The following is an 18,830-nucleotide window of genomic DNA, read 5'->3' as shown; positions in this document are numbered from 1 at the left end:
TGATAGGTCCTAAATGTATTCTTGCGCGTCTGTTATAATAAGGGATATACTATTTGGGGGGGATAAAAATACGTTCCACGTTTAAAAAGATAACAATTGCAAGTCCAAGATCGCTTAGCGTACCTGATTCAGCAGGTGGCCGCTCATACGGCTACCGCTGATGAATTGCAGGAATTGTCAGACCTGATCAAAGCAGACCAGGCGGGCAACATTTCCCAACAGATAGAAACAAAACTACTGGAGGGAATGCCACCGGATGATACCGCTTATGATACCACCTACTGGGACAAGGTTGCTGATAAAATACTGGCTGCTGATCATGTCACAGCCCGCAGACCTGTGAAACTTTACAAATGGATGGCTGTTGCGGCCGCCATCGCCTTATTAATCATTTCCGCCGGAGCATATCTGCTGTTGCAACCACACAAACAACCACTTCCCATAGCTGCTGCACAACCTGTTATTACTCCCGGTGGGAACCGGGCCGTACTCGTACTGGCAGACGGTACACAAATTCCGCTGGATAGTGCTGTAAACGGCACACTCGCACAACAGGGCAATACACAGATCATTAAACCAGACAGCGGCCTCCTCACGTATACGCATAATGGTGGAACACCAAATGCTGAGGTACAGTACAATACGCTGCGTACGCCACGCGGCGGCCAGTTTCAGCTTCAATTGCCGGATGGCACCAAAGTATGGCTGAATGCTGCCAGCTCATTAAAATATCCGACAGCCTTTACGGGTAAAGAAAGGAACGTAGAACTTAGCGGGGAAGCCTATTTTGAAGTAGCACACTCTTCCTCCCTACCCTTTCGCGTGAACATAAATACTGGCCTGATGAAAGTAGATGTGTTGGGTACCAGGTTCAATATTATGGCTTATGAAGAAGAAGAACTGGTGAAAACAACTTTGCTGGAAGGTGCCGTAAAAGTAAATGATAAGCGTCTGCAACCCGGTCAGGGTGCCAGTTTAAACAAGCGCAACGGTACAATGGAAATACTGGATCATGTAAATATGGAAGAAGCGGTTGCCTGGAAGAACGGTTCATTCCAGTTTGAAGGAAATGATATCCAGTCTGCCATGAGACAAATAGCCCGCTGGTATGATGTGGATGTTGTATACAAAGCGCCTGTTCCTGCTCACTTCCGGGGTATAATACCAAGGAACGCAGAGGTATCACAACTCCTGCATACGCTGGAACTTACCGGTGAAGTTCATTTTGAAATACGCGGAAAACAAATCATCGTATCACCATAAAATACTTAAATGAGTCCTTAATATCCTTATACCCTGTATTCCACGTTGAGTTTTCAGCAAAAAAAACCGGAAGCGTTCGTACCGCTCCCGGAAAATTCAGGTTAATAAATTACAATCGTTTAGCGCAATTATTTCATTATTTACCCAAACCATACAAATGTATGCAATTGATGCTTTTTTCCCAAAGCAGGCGAATTCGTTATGCCGGGAATATTCCACGCTTATCAGCAAAAACGTTACTGATTATGAAACTAACGGTGCTTTTGATGACTATCGCTTTGATGCAGGTACATGCAGCAGGGTTTTCACAAACAGTTACCCTTTCTCAACGTAATACTTCTCTGGATAAAATTTTTAAAGAGATAAGGGAACAAACAGGTTATTCATTCCTGTATACCGATGAACAATTATTCCACGGCCATGAAGTAACATTGCAATTAAAAGAAGTTCCCCTGAAACATGCACTGGATGCATGTTTTCGAAATCAGCCACTCACCTATACCATCACAGAAAAGATCATCATTGTTAAACGTAAACAAGCGGATGATGCAGCACCCCTGATAGCTGAAACCGAAAGAGAGATTAAAGGGAAAATTACAAATGCCAAAGGAGAACCACTTCCCGGTGTTACTATACAGATAAAAGGTACTGTTAAAGGAGTAGTGACCAATGACAAAGGGGAATACACGATCAGTGTACCGGACGAAAATGCAGTACTGATTATTTCATCCCTGGGTTATAATAAAGAAGAGATTCCGGTAAAGGGTAAAACTGAAATAGCTGCAACATTACAGTTATCCACTTCTAATATCAATGAACTGGTAGTAGTAGGTTATGGCGAACAAAAGAAAGGTAGCATTACCAGTTCCCTCACATCTATCTCTTCCAGGGAGTTTGAGGACCAACCGGTAAACAGACTGGACCAGGTACTACAGGGACGGGCATCAGGTGTACAGGTTACCAATGCAGCCGGCTCTCCGGGTGGCAGTGTAAGGATCCGGATCCGTGGCGCCAACTCTATCAATGGTGATAATGGCCCATTGTATGTAGTAGACGGTTTTGTAGGAGCGGAATTCTTCGCTATTAATCCGGATGATATAGAATCTATACAGGTACTGAAAGATGCTGCTGCTACTGCTATTTACGGGAGTCGTGGTTCTAACGGCGTTATCATCATTACTACCAAGAAAGGTGGCAAGAGTGGATTAAAGGTGAACTTCACTACCCGGTTATCATCTTCCACTGTGATAAAAAAGCTGGACCTGCTGAATGCCGGTGATTTCGCCACCACAGCCAATGCACATGCAACAGCGGTGGGTACGACCAAACCCTTTACAGATCAGCAGATAGCCGACTACTACGCTAAAGGCGGTACCAACTGGCAGAATGAGATCTTCAAACGTGCTCCCAGTCAGGAATATCTTCTCAGCCTGGCAGGAGGAAATGACAAGTCCGGTTATTTTATTTCCGGTAACTACCTGAACCAGGATGGTGTGATCATTAATTCCGGTTACAAACGTTACACCCTTCGTTCCAACATTAATGCTGCTCTTTCAAATAGAGTATCCGCTTTCCTGAATATTACCGGTTCTTACAGTACAGCGCAGAATGTTGATATCCCCGCTGATGGTCCCAGTAGTCCTTTAGCACAGGCTATCACCTGGTCTCCAACCGTTCCGGTAAGGAAAGCTGATGGTACGTATACTGTTTCCGATCCTGTCGGCTCCGTTTTCTTTAATCCTGTTGCACTCACAATAGACAGGCTGGCTGTGACTGACAGAATGCTTGCTAACATGATAGGTGGCTTTAAGTTTGACATTCTGCCAGGGCTTACTTTTAACCTGCAGTATGGCGCGAACTACCTGGAATATCAGAATAAAAGTTTTGCCGGCAAGGTGACCAATTCCGGTACGGCTACCACTAGCCTGCGTTCCAATAAAGAGATCAGGTTACAGAATACCAACACGCTGAACTATAGCAGATTGTTTAATAATACACACCGGCTGGATATTACTGCTGTAGCAGAATACCAGCAATCTGTCTACAACTACTTCAGTGCCGGTGCATCCAATCTTACCTATGAATCTTTTCAATGGAATAACCTCGCACTTGGTACCCCTGGCAGTCCTTCTTCCGGGTATACCAAATGGGCTTTATTTTCTTTAGTAGGCCGTGTCAACTATGGATTTAAAGATAAATACCTGGTATCTGCTGCATTAAGACGTGATGGTGCTTCCAAATTCCTGGGCAATAATAAATACAGTTATTTCCCTTCTGTTTCTGCGGGATGGATCTTGTCTAAAGAATCGTTCCTGCAGGATATATCCGTACTCAGTAATTTGAAACTGCGTGGTAGCTGGGGACTTACAGGCAGCCAGGGTGCCAATCCTTACAGTACTTTTTCTTCTTACTCCAACAGGATCGCATCGTTTACCAACTCTACTTTTCTTACCGGGATCGTACTGGGTAATATCGGTAATCCCGATCTCAAATGGGAGACCACAGAACAAAAAAATGTGGGATTGGATCTGGGATTGTTTAACGGCAGGATTGCACTTACAGCTGATTATTTTATTAAGGATACACGCGATCTGCTGCTGAATGAAACGCTGCCTTTATACCTGGGTGGCAATACCATTACCAGAAATGTTGGCTCTGTACAAAATAAAGGATGGGAATTTTCTCTTGAAGGTACAGTGATCGATCAGCGTAATTTCCGCTGGAATAGCTGGTTCAATGTTTCGTTTATTAAAAACAATGTCACTTCTATAGGTGCTGGTAAAAAACTGATCTTCGATCCGAACGACCGTAAAATAGGTGGAGGTATGTCTCCGCAATCAGAGTTTGTGATCATGCCAGGTCAGCCACTGGGAGCCATCTGGGGTTTAACTTACCTCGGTACCTGGAAACCGGGAGAGGATAAGGCTACTACATATGGCGCAAAAGCAGGTGATTCCAGGTACAAGGATGTGGATAACGATGGTGTGATAGATGCAGATGATTATGCAGTGATCGGTACCGGGATTCCAAAAACATCCATTGGCTGGAACAATACATTCAGTTATAAAGCATTCTCTCTGAACATCCTTTTACAGGGGCTTTTCGGGTTCGATAAATTAAACTATAACAAAGCCGCGGCCATGTATTATGGTGGTGATGCCAGGGAAGCTACACTGGTAGATATAAAGGACCGGTATATTCCTGGTGTGAATGAAACATCCAATATTCCTGCATTCAGTTCCACCAACAGGAACTTTACGCAAAGCACCCGCTTCCTGGAAAAAGCAGATTTCCTTCGTCTGAAAAACCTGAGTCTTTCTTATGATATACCCAAGTCTCTGCTGAAGAATACCGCAGGTATAAAATTGTTTGTCAGTGCGACCAATCTCTTCACCATCACCGGTTACAGTGGGATAGATCCCGAAGCCAATTCTTCCGCAGGTGATATTCGTCAGGGTATTGATTATGGTTCTTATCCTAATGCAAAAACCATCACAGGAGGATTAACACTTAGTTTTTAATGATAATTACTATGAACATGAAGAGAATATACTTAGTTGTTTGCCTGTTCTTAGTTGCCGGTTGCAGCAAAGAACTAACAGAAGAACCTAAAGGTCTGGTGGGCGGCGCTGCTGCTCTCAGCAGTATGGCTGGTCTGGAATCAGCGCTGACAGGGGCGTACGGTAGTTTAATGGTACCCTGGACAAGTGGTTTTACCACGGTGTCGCAGATTGCTATGACCATGGGAGGCGATGATCTCACCACGCATCCGGGTTCTAACAAAGAAGAATTCAGGGAATTTGACCGCTTCAATGTATCCTCCCTGAATAGCAGAATGAATCCCATCTGGTTAGGTTGTTATAAAACCATCCAGTCGACCACTAACATCATCAATAACTATACTGGAGTGCTGGATGGTAATCAGACTACCATCAATACGATTGCAGGTGAAGCCTATTTTCTGCGGGCACTTTGTTATTACTGGCTCACCAGGTTATGGGGAGAAGTTCCTATTATTCCATCTGAGATTTACTCACCGGATTATCTTACATTATCGAAGAGTCCACCTGCTGATGTATACAAACTGATAGAAGCTGATCTGGCAAAAGCAGAGGAAATGGTACCCAATACCAAACGTGATCCGGGAAGACCCAACAAAGGTTCCGTGAAAGCTTTACTGGCAGATGTATACCTTACAGAAGCCGGATGGCCGCTGAAGGACCAGTCGAAATATGCACTGGCGGCAGCAAAGGCTAAAGAGGTGATCGATAATAAAACAACCTATGGTTTTGACCTCTACCAGGGCGGCTATCTGAAAATCTTTGCAGGAGGTACAACAGAAGATGTGTTCACCCTCTTTACAAGAGGACAGTGGTCTACCTACAACTCATTCTACGGATTGTCAACCATGCCGGAGAATGAGGGAGGCTGGAGTGATTTCTTCTCAGAGCTGCGCTTCTTTAATAACTTCCCCGCCGGTACCAGGAAAGATGCCACTTTCTCTACCGAATTTGTTGTTAACGGAGTAACGATCCCCTGGCAGGAAACCACTACAAAACATCCGTATTATAAAAAATTCACGATACAATCCGGTACAAAAGCCACCTACATGTCTAACAATCCCGTTATCATGGTCCGTTATGCACATGTATTACTGATCTATGCCGAAGCACAGGCAAGGGCCACCGGCACACCTTCCGGTGAAGCGTATGCGGCCGTGAATGCGGTTCGTGCAAGGGCCGTACTGGCAGACCTTCCAGCTGGTTTATCCGGTACTGATTTTGCCGATGCAATCGTGAATGAAAGAGCCTGGGAATTTGCAGGAGAATGGAATCGCTGGTTTGATCTCGTAAGGCTGGAAAAAGTGGAGGCTGCCAATGCTGATAAAGATCCTGCAGATTTACAACCTGCCCAACCGATCACCAAAGCTAATTACTGGATGCCAATACCTGGTGCCGACGCTTTAGTTAATCCGAATTTATGAGGTATAAAATTCTGTTGTTGTTGTTGATCACATTCCTCACTGGCAAGGCGCAAACGCCCTTGCCAGCGGAATATGATATCTGCATTTACGGCGGCACTTCTGCCGGTGTAATAGCTGCCTATACAGCCAGTAAACAGGGAAAAACAGTATTGCTGATAGAACCGGGTCGGCATGTTGGTGGCATGAGCAGCGGTGGACTGGGATATACCGACATTGGGAATAAATATGCTATCTCCGGACTGGCACTCGACTTTTACCGCAGGATAGGCCGTCACTACGGCAAATTTGAACAATGGACCTTTGAGCCGAAAGTAGCGGAAGCTCTTTTTCAGGACTACCTCAAACGGGCACACGTTACGGTGATGTATGGCCATCGCCTGCTTAATGTACTAAAAACAGGTAACCGGATCAAAAGCATTGTATTGGAAAATGGTACCATCCAGGCAAAGATGTTCATCGACTGTTCCTATGAAGGAGACCTGATGGCCAAAGCGGGTGTTTCTTACAGGGTTGGACGGGAAGACAACAGTGAATATGGGGAAACATTCAATGGCGTACAACTGAAAGACGGACATCAGTTCCCGGATGGTATTGATCCTTATAAAATACCGGGTGACAGCAGCAGCGGCCTGTTATGGGGAATCAGCCATAGTAGTTTACAGCCTGCCGGTAGTGGCGATAAAAAAGTGCAGGCATATAATTTCCGGATCTGCCTTACCAATAACCCGGCTAACAGGGTGCCCATTACAAAACCTCTCCGCTATGATCCTGCAAAGTATGAACTGCTCATAAGACTGATGCAGCAACAACCCTGGAAATCATTGAACGATGGTTTTGCCTGGAGCAGGATGCCGAATAACAAAACCGACATCAATAATAAACACGGTTTTTCCACAGATATGATTGGCGCCAGCTGGGATTATCCGGATGCAGATTATAAAAAACGCGCGGCTATCTGGCAGGCACATACGGACTACACAAAAGGGCTGTTGTATTTTGTTGGTCATGATCCCCGCGTACCGGAAAATATCCGCAGAGAGATGCTGGCATGGGGTTATCCGAAAGATGAATATACTGATAACGGAAACTGGACACACCAGCTGTATATCCGTGAAGCACGCAGGATGACAGGAGCATTGGTAATGACACAACATCATTGCCAGGGAAAGGAAAAAGTAGCCGATGGAATAGGAATGGCAGCATACACCATGGATTCGCATAACTGCGACCGGCAGGTAGTAAACGGGATGGTAAAGAATGAAGGAAATGTAGAAGAGGGCGGTTTTGGTCCCTACCCTGTTTCTTACCGTGCTATTATTCCTAAAGAAAATGAAGCAGCTAATCTGTTTGTTCCGGTTTGCCTCTCAGCTACACATATCGCTTATGGTTCTATCCGTATGGAACCCGTATTCATGGTACTGGCACAATCTGCTGCAGTTGCAGCAGGTATGGCTATTGATGCTGGTTGCAGTGTACAGCAGATAAATGTAAAAGCATTACAAACTACCCTGCGTACCAATCCGCTGGCCGATGGCAGCACTCCTGAGATACTGGTGGACAACGATGATACAGCGCATGTGAAGATCACTGGTAAATGGCAATCCGTTACCTGGGGTGGTTACGGCCCCTCCTATCTCACAGCGGAAAAAAATGCTGCGGTACAATTTACGCCGTCCATTACCAAAGGGGGTCAATACGATGTGTATGCTTACTTTCCCAAACCGGCGCATTTAACCAGTCAGACAATCATCGATGTGTTTGATGGTAAACAGCATACGCCGGTCACCATCTCAAGCGCTGCCATACAGGTAGTAGGGCAAACCTCCGGAGAATGGGTGAAGTTGGGCAGTTATACATTACCTGCCGGGGAGAGTTCCTATGTGCAGATTTCAACTGATGGTGCGGATGGAGTTGTGGTAGCAGATGCAATACTTTTTATTCCACGATAATCTTTTAAACCACGTATGAAAAACAAGGGGCACTTCCCCTTGATCTATCACTGTAAAATAAACCGTTATGAAAAAGATCTCAACACTTCTCGTGTTGCTGGGTGTATTGCTATGCAATCAACTCAACGCACAATTTCTTTTACTGGATGATATGGAAGGCAACGGTCCCTGCTCCGGCAGGTGGACCTACTACGCCGGAACAACCACTACCGGTAAGGTGGAGTTTGCCGTACCTAACCCGGACCCTACCGGTCTTAACACCAGCGCACATGTAGCAAAATTTACAAAAGACACCAGCTGTTTTGAGTACATGAGCGCTGGCTGTAACATGACAGATTCGTTTGATCTCTCCAATGGCAGCGTATTTAAAATGCTGGTGTACTGTAGCACAAAAGATGAGATCATGTTTAAGCTGCAACCGGGTAATGATTACGGTAAAGCTGTTTACTTTACTTATAAGGTAAGCCAGATCAACCACTGGGAAGAAGCCACCTTCAATTTCCAGAGTGTACAGCAAAGAACGGATTTCAACCGGGTGGAAGTACATTATATTGATGGGAAAAAGGCGGCTGGTATCTTATATTTCGATCTCGTACAGGCACCTAATCCTACCGGCATTACGTTAACCAATACCCGCATTCTGATGGGGCAGGAAAATGGTACCATCATCCCTGCAAAAGTGCATGGCGATGTCTTCAAACCCACACTTACAAAAGCCAACTGGACAAGCACTAACCTTCCTCCCGGCGTTACTATCTGTGATGTACAACGTGTAAACGATACCATGGCCAACATTAAATTACATGGTAACTCACCCATCAACTATTCACGTACTACACTTAAATTATCCGTATCCGGACAAGAACTCGTCAACTCCAATGCCAGCACTTACCCCGCAAAGGGCAATGTAATATTTGAAGGCAATCCCAACTGGACCATGATCTATAACGATGAATTTAATACGGATGGTTTACCCGATGCTACAAAATGGACGGTTGATCCACGCCCAAAAGGCTGGATCAATGGTGAACAACAGGTATACACTGACACAACACATGATAACATACGCGTGAAGAATGGTAACCTTATTATTAAAGGCAAAAAGGATTTCCCTACAGGTAATGCCAATGAACCATGGTCGTCCGGGCGATTGATTTCACAGGGTAAAATGGACTTTCTGTATGGCAAGGTGGAAGTAAAAGCAAAGTTACCACGTGCCCGTGGCTCCTGGCCCGCTATCTGGCTGATGCCGACTACCAGTGCTTATGGTGCCTGGCCTAAAAGCGGAGAACTGGATATCATGGAACATGTAGGTAATAATTTCGGTACTGTACTCTCCACTGTACATACCCAGAACAATAACTGGACGAATGGCGGTCATCTTTCAGCTTCCCTTCTCCTTCCTGATGTTGATACCGTATTCCATGTATACTCTCTGGAATGGACACCCGATTCTTTGCGGTTCACGTACGACAGCACTAAATGTTATACTTATGCTAATCCACAAACAGACTGGAAAGACTGGCCCTTTGATCAGCAGTTCCATGTAATCCTGAACGTTGCCATCGGCGGCGGTATGGGTGGTGCTATTACAGAATCTAACTGGCCGGATAGTATGACAGTAGACTATGTGCGCATCTACCAGAAAGGATTGGGCACACCCGTGCTTGATACCATCATCGTCTCTCCTGCCACCCTCTCCTTTGTACCCGGGAAAACGCAGCAGTATACGGCAAAAGCACTGGATCAGAACGGTCGTGTTATGGCCATCACTCCCATATGGAACATTACCGGTAACGGCAATACGATTACAAGCAATGGGCTGGCTACACTGGATACAACTGGTACAGTTACAGCTACTGCCACGGTAAATGGTGTAACCGTTTCTGGCAGCGCGAATGTAACTGTGCGGGCTACCAACTATAAACCCATACCCGTTAAGATAGAGGCAGAAAACTTTGATAACTCCAACTCATGTTGCACAGAACCAACGGCTGATACAGGCGGTGGTGTAGATGTTAGTTATATAGGGACTGGTACCTGGTTTGATTATGACCTTACCGTACCAGATTCCGCCAGCTACCGCATACAATTCAGAGTAGCTGTTAGTACTGCTACCAGTATCAGAATCATGAATGATACTACTACGCTGCAAACAGTAGCCCTGCCCCCCAGCGGCGGATGGCAGAACTGGATAACGGTTACTAGCTTGCCCATCACCTTTACACCCGGGCATAAAACCATCCGCATATATTCCAATGCGTCCGGCTGGAACTTTAACTGGCTTAATATTGTATATGCAGATTCAGTGACTTTATCCCGCATCAATGTTACACCGGATACGGCGATGCTGAACACAGGACAAACAAAACAGTTCAGCGCTACAGGGTATGATGCCAACAATAATCAGATGGTCATCTCCCCCGTATGGAGTGTCTCTGGAGCTAATATCAGTACAAATGGCCTGTTCAGCAGTACGACTGCCGGTACTTATGTAGTAAAAGCTACTGCTGATGGTATAAGCGATAGTTCCGTTGTTCAGGTGAAACAGGCGCCTGTATTAACCACTATCCGCATCACACCGGCGGATACCGTTACCGTACCTCTAGGCGCTGCTCAGCAGTTTACCGCAAAGGGATACGACCAGTATGATAGTGTGATCACCATTACCCCCACCTGGACTGTCACCGGCACGGGTAATGTGATCAGCAATACAGGCATCTTCACTGCCGGTAGTGCACCAGGCACTTATACCATTACCGCTACCGCAGGTACTGTATCCGGAACGGCTGTTGCTGTAACCGCCTATACCTGTACGGTCAATAATAAAACTGAAGCCGAAACCGCCTCTTCCTATGCCTCCGGCCCTTACTTACAGACCTGCACAGATGTTGGCGGTGGACAGAACTTCACGAATCTCTATGCCGGTAACTGGTTTGCATACAGCAATCTCAATGTACCTGTTGCAGGTCGTTATACCATCAGTTTCCGGGTATTAACAACGGCACCGGCAGTCTTAAGTGTGGGGCATAGCGGTATGACCTTCGGTACTATCAGTCTGCCGTCCACAGGCGGGGTTTGGAAAACGATCAGTGATACCATTACTTTACCGGCATTAACTTATACCGGCCTGCATGTAATATCCGGTACCTATAAAATCAACTGGTTCAGTATAGATAATTGTGCGCACGATACAACTACCCTGCTTACAACAGGTGTTGCAGCGAAAATTGATAGTAAACCTACCGTGAATACAGTATATCCGAATCCCACTACCGGCCCTGTTACAATAGACCTGCATAACCAGTCTTACAAACAGCTTACCCTATTAGACCTGCAGGGTAATGTACTCAGGCAGTGGAATATCAGGCAGAATGAAACAAGGATCAGTAAAGATCTCAGTTTCCTGCCCGGTGGCATTTACATACTAAAACTGGAAGGAGGCAGTAAAATAAGCACATTCAGGGTTGTTAAACTTTGATGCTGTAACAGGACATAATATTGAGGGGGTATCAGTTACTTTTGATACCCTCTCAATATGTTTGCGACAAAACATAAAAGGCTCCTGACGGAGCCCCGTGTTTGTAGCAAACATTAATCTTCCCTTTAATAGACTCCGTAGGAGTCCCCTAAGTCGCGAATATCAGGGGACTCCTACGGAGTCTGTGTTTTGTTGTTTATTAGATTTCTACAAACACGGGGCTCCTGACGGAGCCTTTTTAGTATCCCCTAAACACGGGGCTAACGGAGCCTTTTTAGTATCTCCTAATATAGCATACACCTTCTTAATAACAATATTCTTAATATCTGCTTAAAGAGACTGCTATTATATCTTCTCTATCAACAGATTATCTTATCTTTAGTACATATCATAAATTTAACATTGGATGTTATCCAAAATCTGTATTGTTGTAGTTAGAGTATAACCACAACCGTTAATTGCCAATAACATGCGATTGTCAAATAGTGAGCCGTTTGATGCTATAACTCAAGAACAGGCAATGGAAAAGAAAGATAAAAAACACCTTCCGGCTAAAAGGAAAATGATCCCAAGGGATATCAGCTGGCTGGCATTCAACGCAAGAGTATTACAGGAAGCTGCAGACGCCAGCGTACCCCTGCATGAACGTATCCGCTTCCTCGGTATATTCTCCAATAATCTGGACGAATTCTTCCGCGTACGCGTAGCTACCCTCAAAAGGATGCAGACCGTAGGCAAATCAGCCCGCATGCACCTGGAAGAAAACCCGGAACAGATCCTGGAAGAAATCCAGAGCATGGTAATAGACCAGCAACGTGAATTCGACCGCATCTGGGAAGGTATAGAAGATGAACTGAAAGAACACAGGATCTTCATCCGTACAGAAAAACATCTCAATAAAGAACAACAGAAGTTCGTACTGAACTACTTCAACGAGGAAGTACGTACCAATATCATCCCCCTGATGATAGAAAGTATCCAGCACTTCCCCTTCTTACGCGATAAATCCATCTACCTGGCCGTAGTACTGGCCCGGCAGGACAATTCCGTAAGACAGAAATTCGCTCTGATAGAAATACCCACCTCCGTACTGCCCCGTTTTATCATATTACCACCGGCTAAAGAAGGTGAACAGGATATCATTCTGATGGAAGACCTCGTGCGCTTCTGTCTCCCGCATATCTTCTCCTTCTTCGGTTATGATAAATTCCTCTCACATATCATCAAAGTGACCAGGGATGCAGAACTGGATATAGACAACGATATCTCCACCAGCCTTATCCACCAGCTGGAAAAAGGCATTAAAGAGAGGCGCAAGGGAAAACCCGTACGCTTCGTATACGATAAAGACATCGATCCCCTGTTACTGGAATACCTCATGCGCCGCCTGGGCCTGTCAAGGAAAGACAACCTTATTCCCGGTGCCAGGATCCATAACTTCAAGGATTTCATGGACTTCCCCTCATCCGTATTTACAGACAGGATCAACCCTGCCCGGAAGAGCTTCATCCATCCGCTGTTTGCAGAAGCTACCAGCGTAATGCACGTGATTCAGGGACAGGATGTTATGCTGCACCTGCCCTATCACTCCTTCGATACCATCATCGACCTTTTAAGGGAAGCCGCCATAGATCCAAACGTAATCAGTATCAAAATAACGGCGTACCGACTGGCCAAAAACTCCCGCATCGTAAACGCCCTCACCAATGCCGTACGTAATGGAAAACAGGTAACTGTGGCATTGGAATTAAGGGCCCGCTTTAACGAAGCAGAGAACCTGGAATGGAAAACCCGACTGGAAGATGAAGGCGTAAAAGTACTGATCGGTATACCCGGATTGAAAATGCACGCCAAACTATGCGTTATCAAAAAACGCATCGGTATCAAAACGGTGCAATGCGGATTCGTCAGCACCGGTAATCTCAATGAGAAAACCGCCCGCGTTTACGGCGATCATTGCCTGCTCACAGCCAACCGTAACATCATGGCGGACATTAACCGGGTATTCAGTTACCTGGAAAATCCCAAACATGACGTAAAAATACTGGAAGCCTGCAAAACCCTTCCCGTAAGCCCTTACAGCATGCGCTCCTTCTTTACCCGCATGGTAGATAAAGAGATCAAGAATGCCCAACACAAAAAGAACGGTGGCAGCATGATCCTCAAAATGAATTCCCTCTCCGATCCCGACCTCATTAACCGTTTATATGAAGGCGCCCGTAGTGGCGTGAATATCAAACTGATAATAAGGGGCATCTGTTGTGCCTACACGGAAAGCAAAAAGTGGAAGAAAGATATGCATGCCATCAGTATCGTAGATGAATACCTGGAACATGCACGTGTGTTCGTCTTCCACCAGGGCGGACAGGAAAAGATTTACATTTCTTCCTGCGACTGGATGCTGCGTAACCTCGATCACCGTGTGGAAGTAGCCGTACCCATCCTGGACCCTAATATCCGTCAGGAACTGAAAGATATCCTGGATATCCAGCTGAGCGGTAACGTGAAAGCACGTATCCTCGATAACGATCAGAACAACGAATACAAACGGGAAGGCAGTAAGAAAGTACGCTCTCAGATTGAGATATTCCGCTATCTTCATGAAAAGCAGTACAAGTAATTTTTAGTTACTTTTGCACTCCGAATAAACACCAAATATGAAGCTAGCCGCCATTGATATAGGTTCCAACGCTGCCCGACTGCTTATTTCAGAAGCATCACCGAACAGTCAGGGACGAATGGATTTTACCAAAGTCAACTTTCTGAGAGTACCGTTACGATTGGGAGTTGACGTATTCTCCAATGGCACAATCACCCAAAAAAGAGCAGATCACCTGCTTAAAACTATACAGGCATACAAACTGTTACTGGAAGTATATGAGGTAAAACACCTCAAGGCATGTGCTACCTCAGCCATGCGTGATGCTTCCAATTCCGCTGCTATCCTTCAACAGGTAAAAGCACAGACAGGCATTGATATTCAAGTGATTTCCGGACAGGAAGAGGCTTCTTTCCTGTTCGAAAGTCATGTGGCAGAAAATCTGGATAAAAGCCGTTCCTACATGTATGTGGATGTAGGCGGTGGTAGCACAGAAGTAACCCTGTTCAACAATAACGCACTCGTACACAAAGAATCTTTCAATATCGGCACCATCCGCCTGTTACAGAAACAGGTCACCGATGAGCAGTGGCAATACATGAAAGATACCATCAAACAACAGATCAAAGGATTAAACGCTGTTACTGTCATCGGTTCCGGCGGTAATATCAATAAAGTCTTTTCTCTCTCCAAACGCAAAGAAGGTAAGCCACTTACGCTGGAAACATTAAAGGACTACTACAAAGAATTCAGCAGTTTTACCGTAGAAGAAAGGATCCACCTGTACAACCTGCGGGAAGACCGTGCAGATGTGATCGTCCCTGCCTTACAGATCTATGTGAACGTAATGCGCTGGGCAGATGCTGCAGAAATCTATGTACCTAAGATAGGTCTGGCTGATGGCCTCATCCAGTCCCTCTATGCTGAGGTTAGCCATAATAAATAGACTGATTTGCCCGATTTAATGATTATGCCTACCTTAACGCGCTTTTAATCATTATATACGATGTCTACGCACAAGGAAGTTAAGAGGATCACCACGCATATTCTGCAGAAAATGAAGGACGATGGAGAGAAAATCTCCATGATAACAGCTTACGATTACTCCATGGCCCGTATTTTTGACGATGCCGGGATGGATATATTACTGGTAGGAGATTCTGCTGCCAACGTAATGGCAGGATTCGAAACCACGCTCCCTATCACACTTGATAACATGATTTATCATGCCGCCTCTGTGGTAAGAGCTATCAAGAGAGCATTTGTAACGGTAGACCTTCCCTTCGGTACTTACCAGGGTAATTCCAAGGAAGCCCTTGCCTCTGCCATCCGTATCATGAAGGAAACCAGCGCTCACAGCGTGAAAATAGAAGGTGGGGAAGAAATCCTGGAATCAGTAAAACGGATCATTTCAGCAGGGGTACCTGTTATGGGACACCTGGGATTAACGCCACAGTCCATCAATAAATTCGGAACCTATGCAGTACGTGCCACAGAAGATGCTGAAGCTCAGAAGTTACTGAACGATGCCCGCTTATTACAGGATGCCGGCTGCTTTGCCATCGTACTGGAAAAAATACCGGCTGCACTGGCCAAACAGGTAGCAGAAAGCGTCCGTATCCCGATTATCGGTATTGGTGCAGGTAAACATGTAGACGGACAGGTACTGGTGATGCACGATATGTTAGGGATCAATAAAGATTTTAAACCTCGTTTTCTTCGCAGATATCTCAATTTATATGAGGAGATCAAAAAAGCCTCTCAGGCATATATCCACGATGTAAAAGCGAAGGATTTCCCCAATGATAATGAACAATATTAAAATTATTGTATGTTAGATTTTGTTCTGAACGGCCTGATGCACCGCTATCAGGAACGTGTACCTGATGTAGCTGCCATCATCAAGGCAATGATCCACGAAAACATTATTCAGCGCGCAGAAGACATTGAAAACGACCATATTGCCTTTAGGACAATAGGCGTTCCGCAGCTGGGTATTCAATCGTTCGAGAAGATCTTCCTGCATTACGGTTACACTAAAAGAGACGCCTACCATTTTAAGGAAAAGAAACTGGATGCCTTCTGGTATGCGCCCCCTGAACCTCATTACCCACGTATTTTCCTGAGTGAGTTAAGGGTGAAAGATCTCAGTAAACAGGCACAGGCTATCATCACGAGTTACACCAGCGAAGTAATCACAGACCCGGCCAATCAGCTGGACCTGAACAGCGGTGTAATAGTAGACAACTTCCTGCACAGTGCTTTATGGCGTACACCTACTATTCAGGATTATCAGACCCTTGCTGCAGAAAGTGAATATGCTGCCTGGGTAATCTATAACCGGTATTACCTGAACCATTTTACCATCAGCCTGCAAAATCTCCCCGAAGGATATAATACCGTAGCGGATTTTAATGCCTTTCTGGAAAAGAAGGGTTTTGTGCTGAACAATGCAGGTGGTAAAATAAAAACCAGCCCTGATGGCCTGTTATTACAAAGCAGTACCGTTGCGAGAATGATCCCGGCCACCTTTGCCAATAATGAAACAATTCAGATAGCTGGCTCTTATGTAGAGTTTGCAGAACGTAAGGTGTTGCCTCAGTTCGCACACCTGCCTGCATCTTCCATTACCCGGGAGCAACGCCGTGAAGGCTTTGAAGCAGGCAATGCTGATAAGATCTTCGAAAGCACTTACAGCTCACAGACTACTCAGAAGGGATAGTAGTTATGACAACTTTGATTGACAGATGTTGTTTATCATAAATACACTACATCTGACTGCTTAGTTCTCTGATTTAGCTTTAGAATATGGGATCAGGATCTGTTTTTCAATTTAACTTCACCTAAAATTCACGTCAGATAAGGTGTATTTATCGATAAACAACATCTTGTGCGAAGATTATGTAATCAAATTGAGTCACTACCAGCAACAGCATATTCAATATAACACCAAAACCTTTCTTAAATTTGCTCTTTAATTCTGATTTACAATGATTAACGATATTTTACAGCAACTCAATATAAAGCCGGAAAACAGCGGCGTAAGCACCGGAAGAGTATGGTTGGAAGCAACAGGCGACTACCTGCAGGCAGATTCTCCGGTAGATGGTCAGGTGATTTCCAAAGTGAAGACAGCCAGTCGTAAAGACTATGATGCCGTAATAGAAAAAGCCACTGCTGCTTTTAAGGAATGGCGCTTATGGCCCGCTCCCCGTCGTGGTGAAGTAGTAAGACAGGCAGGTGAAGCGCTGAGAAAGAACAAAGAAGCCCTGGGACGCCTGGTTTCCTATGAAATGGGAAAAAGCCTGCAGGAAGGGTATGGTGAAGTGCAGGAGATGATAGACATCTGCGACTTTGCCGTAGGACTATCCCGTCAGTTATACGGTTTAACCATGCATTCCGAAAGACCAGGTCATCGTATGTACGAGCAATGGCATCCATTGGGCATTACAGGCATCATCTCTGCCTTTAACTTCCCCGTAGCTGTCTGGAGCTGGAACTCGATGCTGGCTATGGTATGCGGTAACGTATGTGTATGGAAACCATCAGAGAAAACACCGCTGTCTGCAATTGCATGTCAGCTGATTATACAGGACGTACTCCGCGATAACAACGTTCCGGAAGGGGTTTGTAACCTCGTGACCGGTGGCCGTGAATTAGGCGAATGGATGGCGGCCGATACCCGTGTTCCTTTAGTATCCGCTACTGGTTCTACCCGCATGGGTAAAGCGGTTGGTGCTGCAGTAGGTACCCGTCTGGGACGTTCCCTGCTGGAATTGGGTGGCAACAACGCTATCATCATTTCCGAGAACGCCGATCTGGACATGTCCCTCATTGGTTGTGTATTTGGCGCCGTAGGTACTGCCGGTCAGCGTTGTACCAGCACCCGCCGTTTAATCATCCACGAAAGTGTGTACGAGGCCTTCACCCAGAAACTGGTAAAAGCTTACCAGCAGCTGCGTATCGGCAACCCGCTGGATGAAAACAACCACGTAGGCCCATTGATTGATAAAGCGGCAGTACAGATGTACCAGCAGGCAATCACCGAAGTAAAGGCCGAGGGCGGCAGCTTCCTGGTGGAAGGTGGTGTACTGGAAGGCAGCAACTACACATCCGGCTGTTATGTAAAGCCTTGTATCGCAGCAGTTGAAAACAACTTCAAAATCGTACAGCATGAGACCTTCGCTCCCATCCTCTACGTAATGAAATACAAAACACTGGAAGAGGCGATCGCCATGCAGAACAATGTTCCACAAGGCTTGTCCTCCGCCATTATGACACTGAATCTCAGGGAAGCAGAACTCTTCCTCTCACAATCAGGTTCAGATTGCGGTATTGCCAATGTAAACATCGGTACTTCCGGTGCAGAAATCGGTGGTGCTTTTGGTGGTGAAAAAGAAACCGGCGGCGGACGGGAAAGCGGTTCTGATGCCTGGAGGGCTTATATGCGCAGGCAAACCAATACTATCAATTACTCAACACATCTCCCTCTTGCTCAGGGGATTAAGTTTGATCTATAGAAATATTTCTTCAGGGGACTCCTAACGGAGTCTG

At 45.6% G+C, this 18,830-nt stretch carries 10 protein-coding genes; all 10 read left to right on the top strand.

Going from position 1 to position 18,830, the window contains the following annotated elements; all coding sequences use genetic code 11:
- The first annotated feature begins 96 nt into the window (after positions 1-96).
- The 10 genes from BMW86_RS25935 (at position 97) to BMW86_RS25890 (ending at position 18,796) form a co-directional block, all read left to right on the top strand.
- Positions 97-1,263: a FecR family protein gene (locus tag BMW86_RS25935; RefSeq protein ID WP_089785511.1), complete on the top strand. Its 1,167-nt coding sequence runs from the start codon at positions 97-99 to the stop codon at positions 1,261-1,263.
- 245 nt (positions 1,264-1,508) lie between these two features.
- Entirely contained in the window at positions 1,509-4,784 is a 3,276-nt protein-coding gene (locus BMW86_RS25930) for a TonB-dependent receptor (protein WP_177189395.1), read from the top strand.
- A gap of 17 nt (positions 4,785-4,801) precedes the next feature.
- Positions 4,802-6,247, top strand: a complete 1,446-nt coding sequence (locus BMW86_RS25925; protein ID WP_089785841.1) for a RagB/SusD family nutrient uptake outer membrane protein — start codon at positions 4,802-4,804, stop codon at positions 6,245-6,247.
- On the top strand, positions 6,244-8,196 hold the full coding sequence (locus BMW86_RS25920; protein WP_089785506.1) for an FAD-dependent oxidoreductase: 1,953 nt from the start codon (positions 6,244-6,246) through the stop codon (positions 8,194-8,196). Before BMW86_RS25925 ends, BMW86_RS25920 begins: the two co-directional genes overlap by 4 nt.
- A gap of 67 nt (positions 8,197-8,263) precedes the next feature.
- On the top strand, positions 8,264-11,677 hold the full coding sequence (locus BMW86_RS25915) for a carbohydrate-binding protein (RefSeq protein ID WP_089785504.1): 3,414 nt from the start codon (positions 8,264-8,266) through the stop codon (positions 11,675-11,677).
- A gap of 469 nt (positions 11,678-12,146) precedes the next feature.
- Positions 12,147-14,297, top strand: a complete 2,151-nt coding sequence (ppk1, locus tag BMW86_RS25910; protein ID WP_089785502.1) for a polyphosphate kinase 1 — start codon at positions 12,147-12,149, stop codon at positions 14,295-14,297.
- A gap of 37 nt (positions 14,298-14,334) precedes the next feature.
- On the top strand, positions 14,335-15,222 hold the full coding sequence (locus BMW86_RS25905; protein WP_089785499.1) for a Ppx/GppA phosphatase family protein: 888 nt from the start codon (positions 14,335-14,337) through the stop codon (positions 15,220-15,222).
- A 60-nt stretch (positions 15,223-15,282) separates the two neighbouring features.
- Complete coding sequence (panB, locus tag BMW86_RS25900) at positions 15,283-16,098, top strand: 3-methyl-2-oxobutanoate hydroxymethyltransferase (RefSeq protein WP_089785496.1); 816 nt, start codon at positions 15,283-15,285, stop codon at positions 16,096-16,098.
- Positions 16,099-16,107: 9 nt separating this feature from the next.
- Complete coding sequence (locus BMW86_RS25895) at positions 16,108-16,998, top strand: DUF1338 domain-containing protein (RefSeq protein ID WP_089785494.1); 891 nt, start codon at positions 16,108-16,110, stop codon at positions 16,996-16,998.
- 268 nt (positions 16,999-17,266) lie between these two features.
- Entirely contained in the window at positions 17,267-18,796 is a 1,530-nt protein-coding gene (locus tag BMW86_RS25890; RefSeq protein WP_089785491.1) for an L-piperidine-6-carboxylate dehydrogenase, read from the top strand.
- Positions 18,797-18,830 lie beyond the last annotated feature (34 nt).

Source organism: Chitinophaga sp. YR573, assembly GCF_900110995.1.
Taxonomy (GTDB): Bacteria; Bacteroidota; Bacteroidia; order Chitinophagales; family Chitinophagaceae; genus Chitinophaga.
The sequence above is the reverse complement of the archived record's forward strand: the minus strand, read 5'-3'. Positions and strand labels throughout refer to the sequence as shown.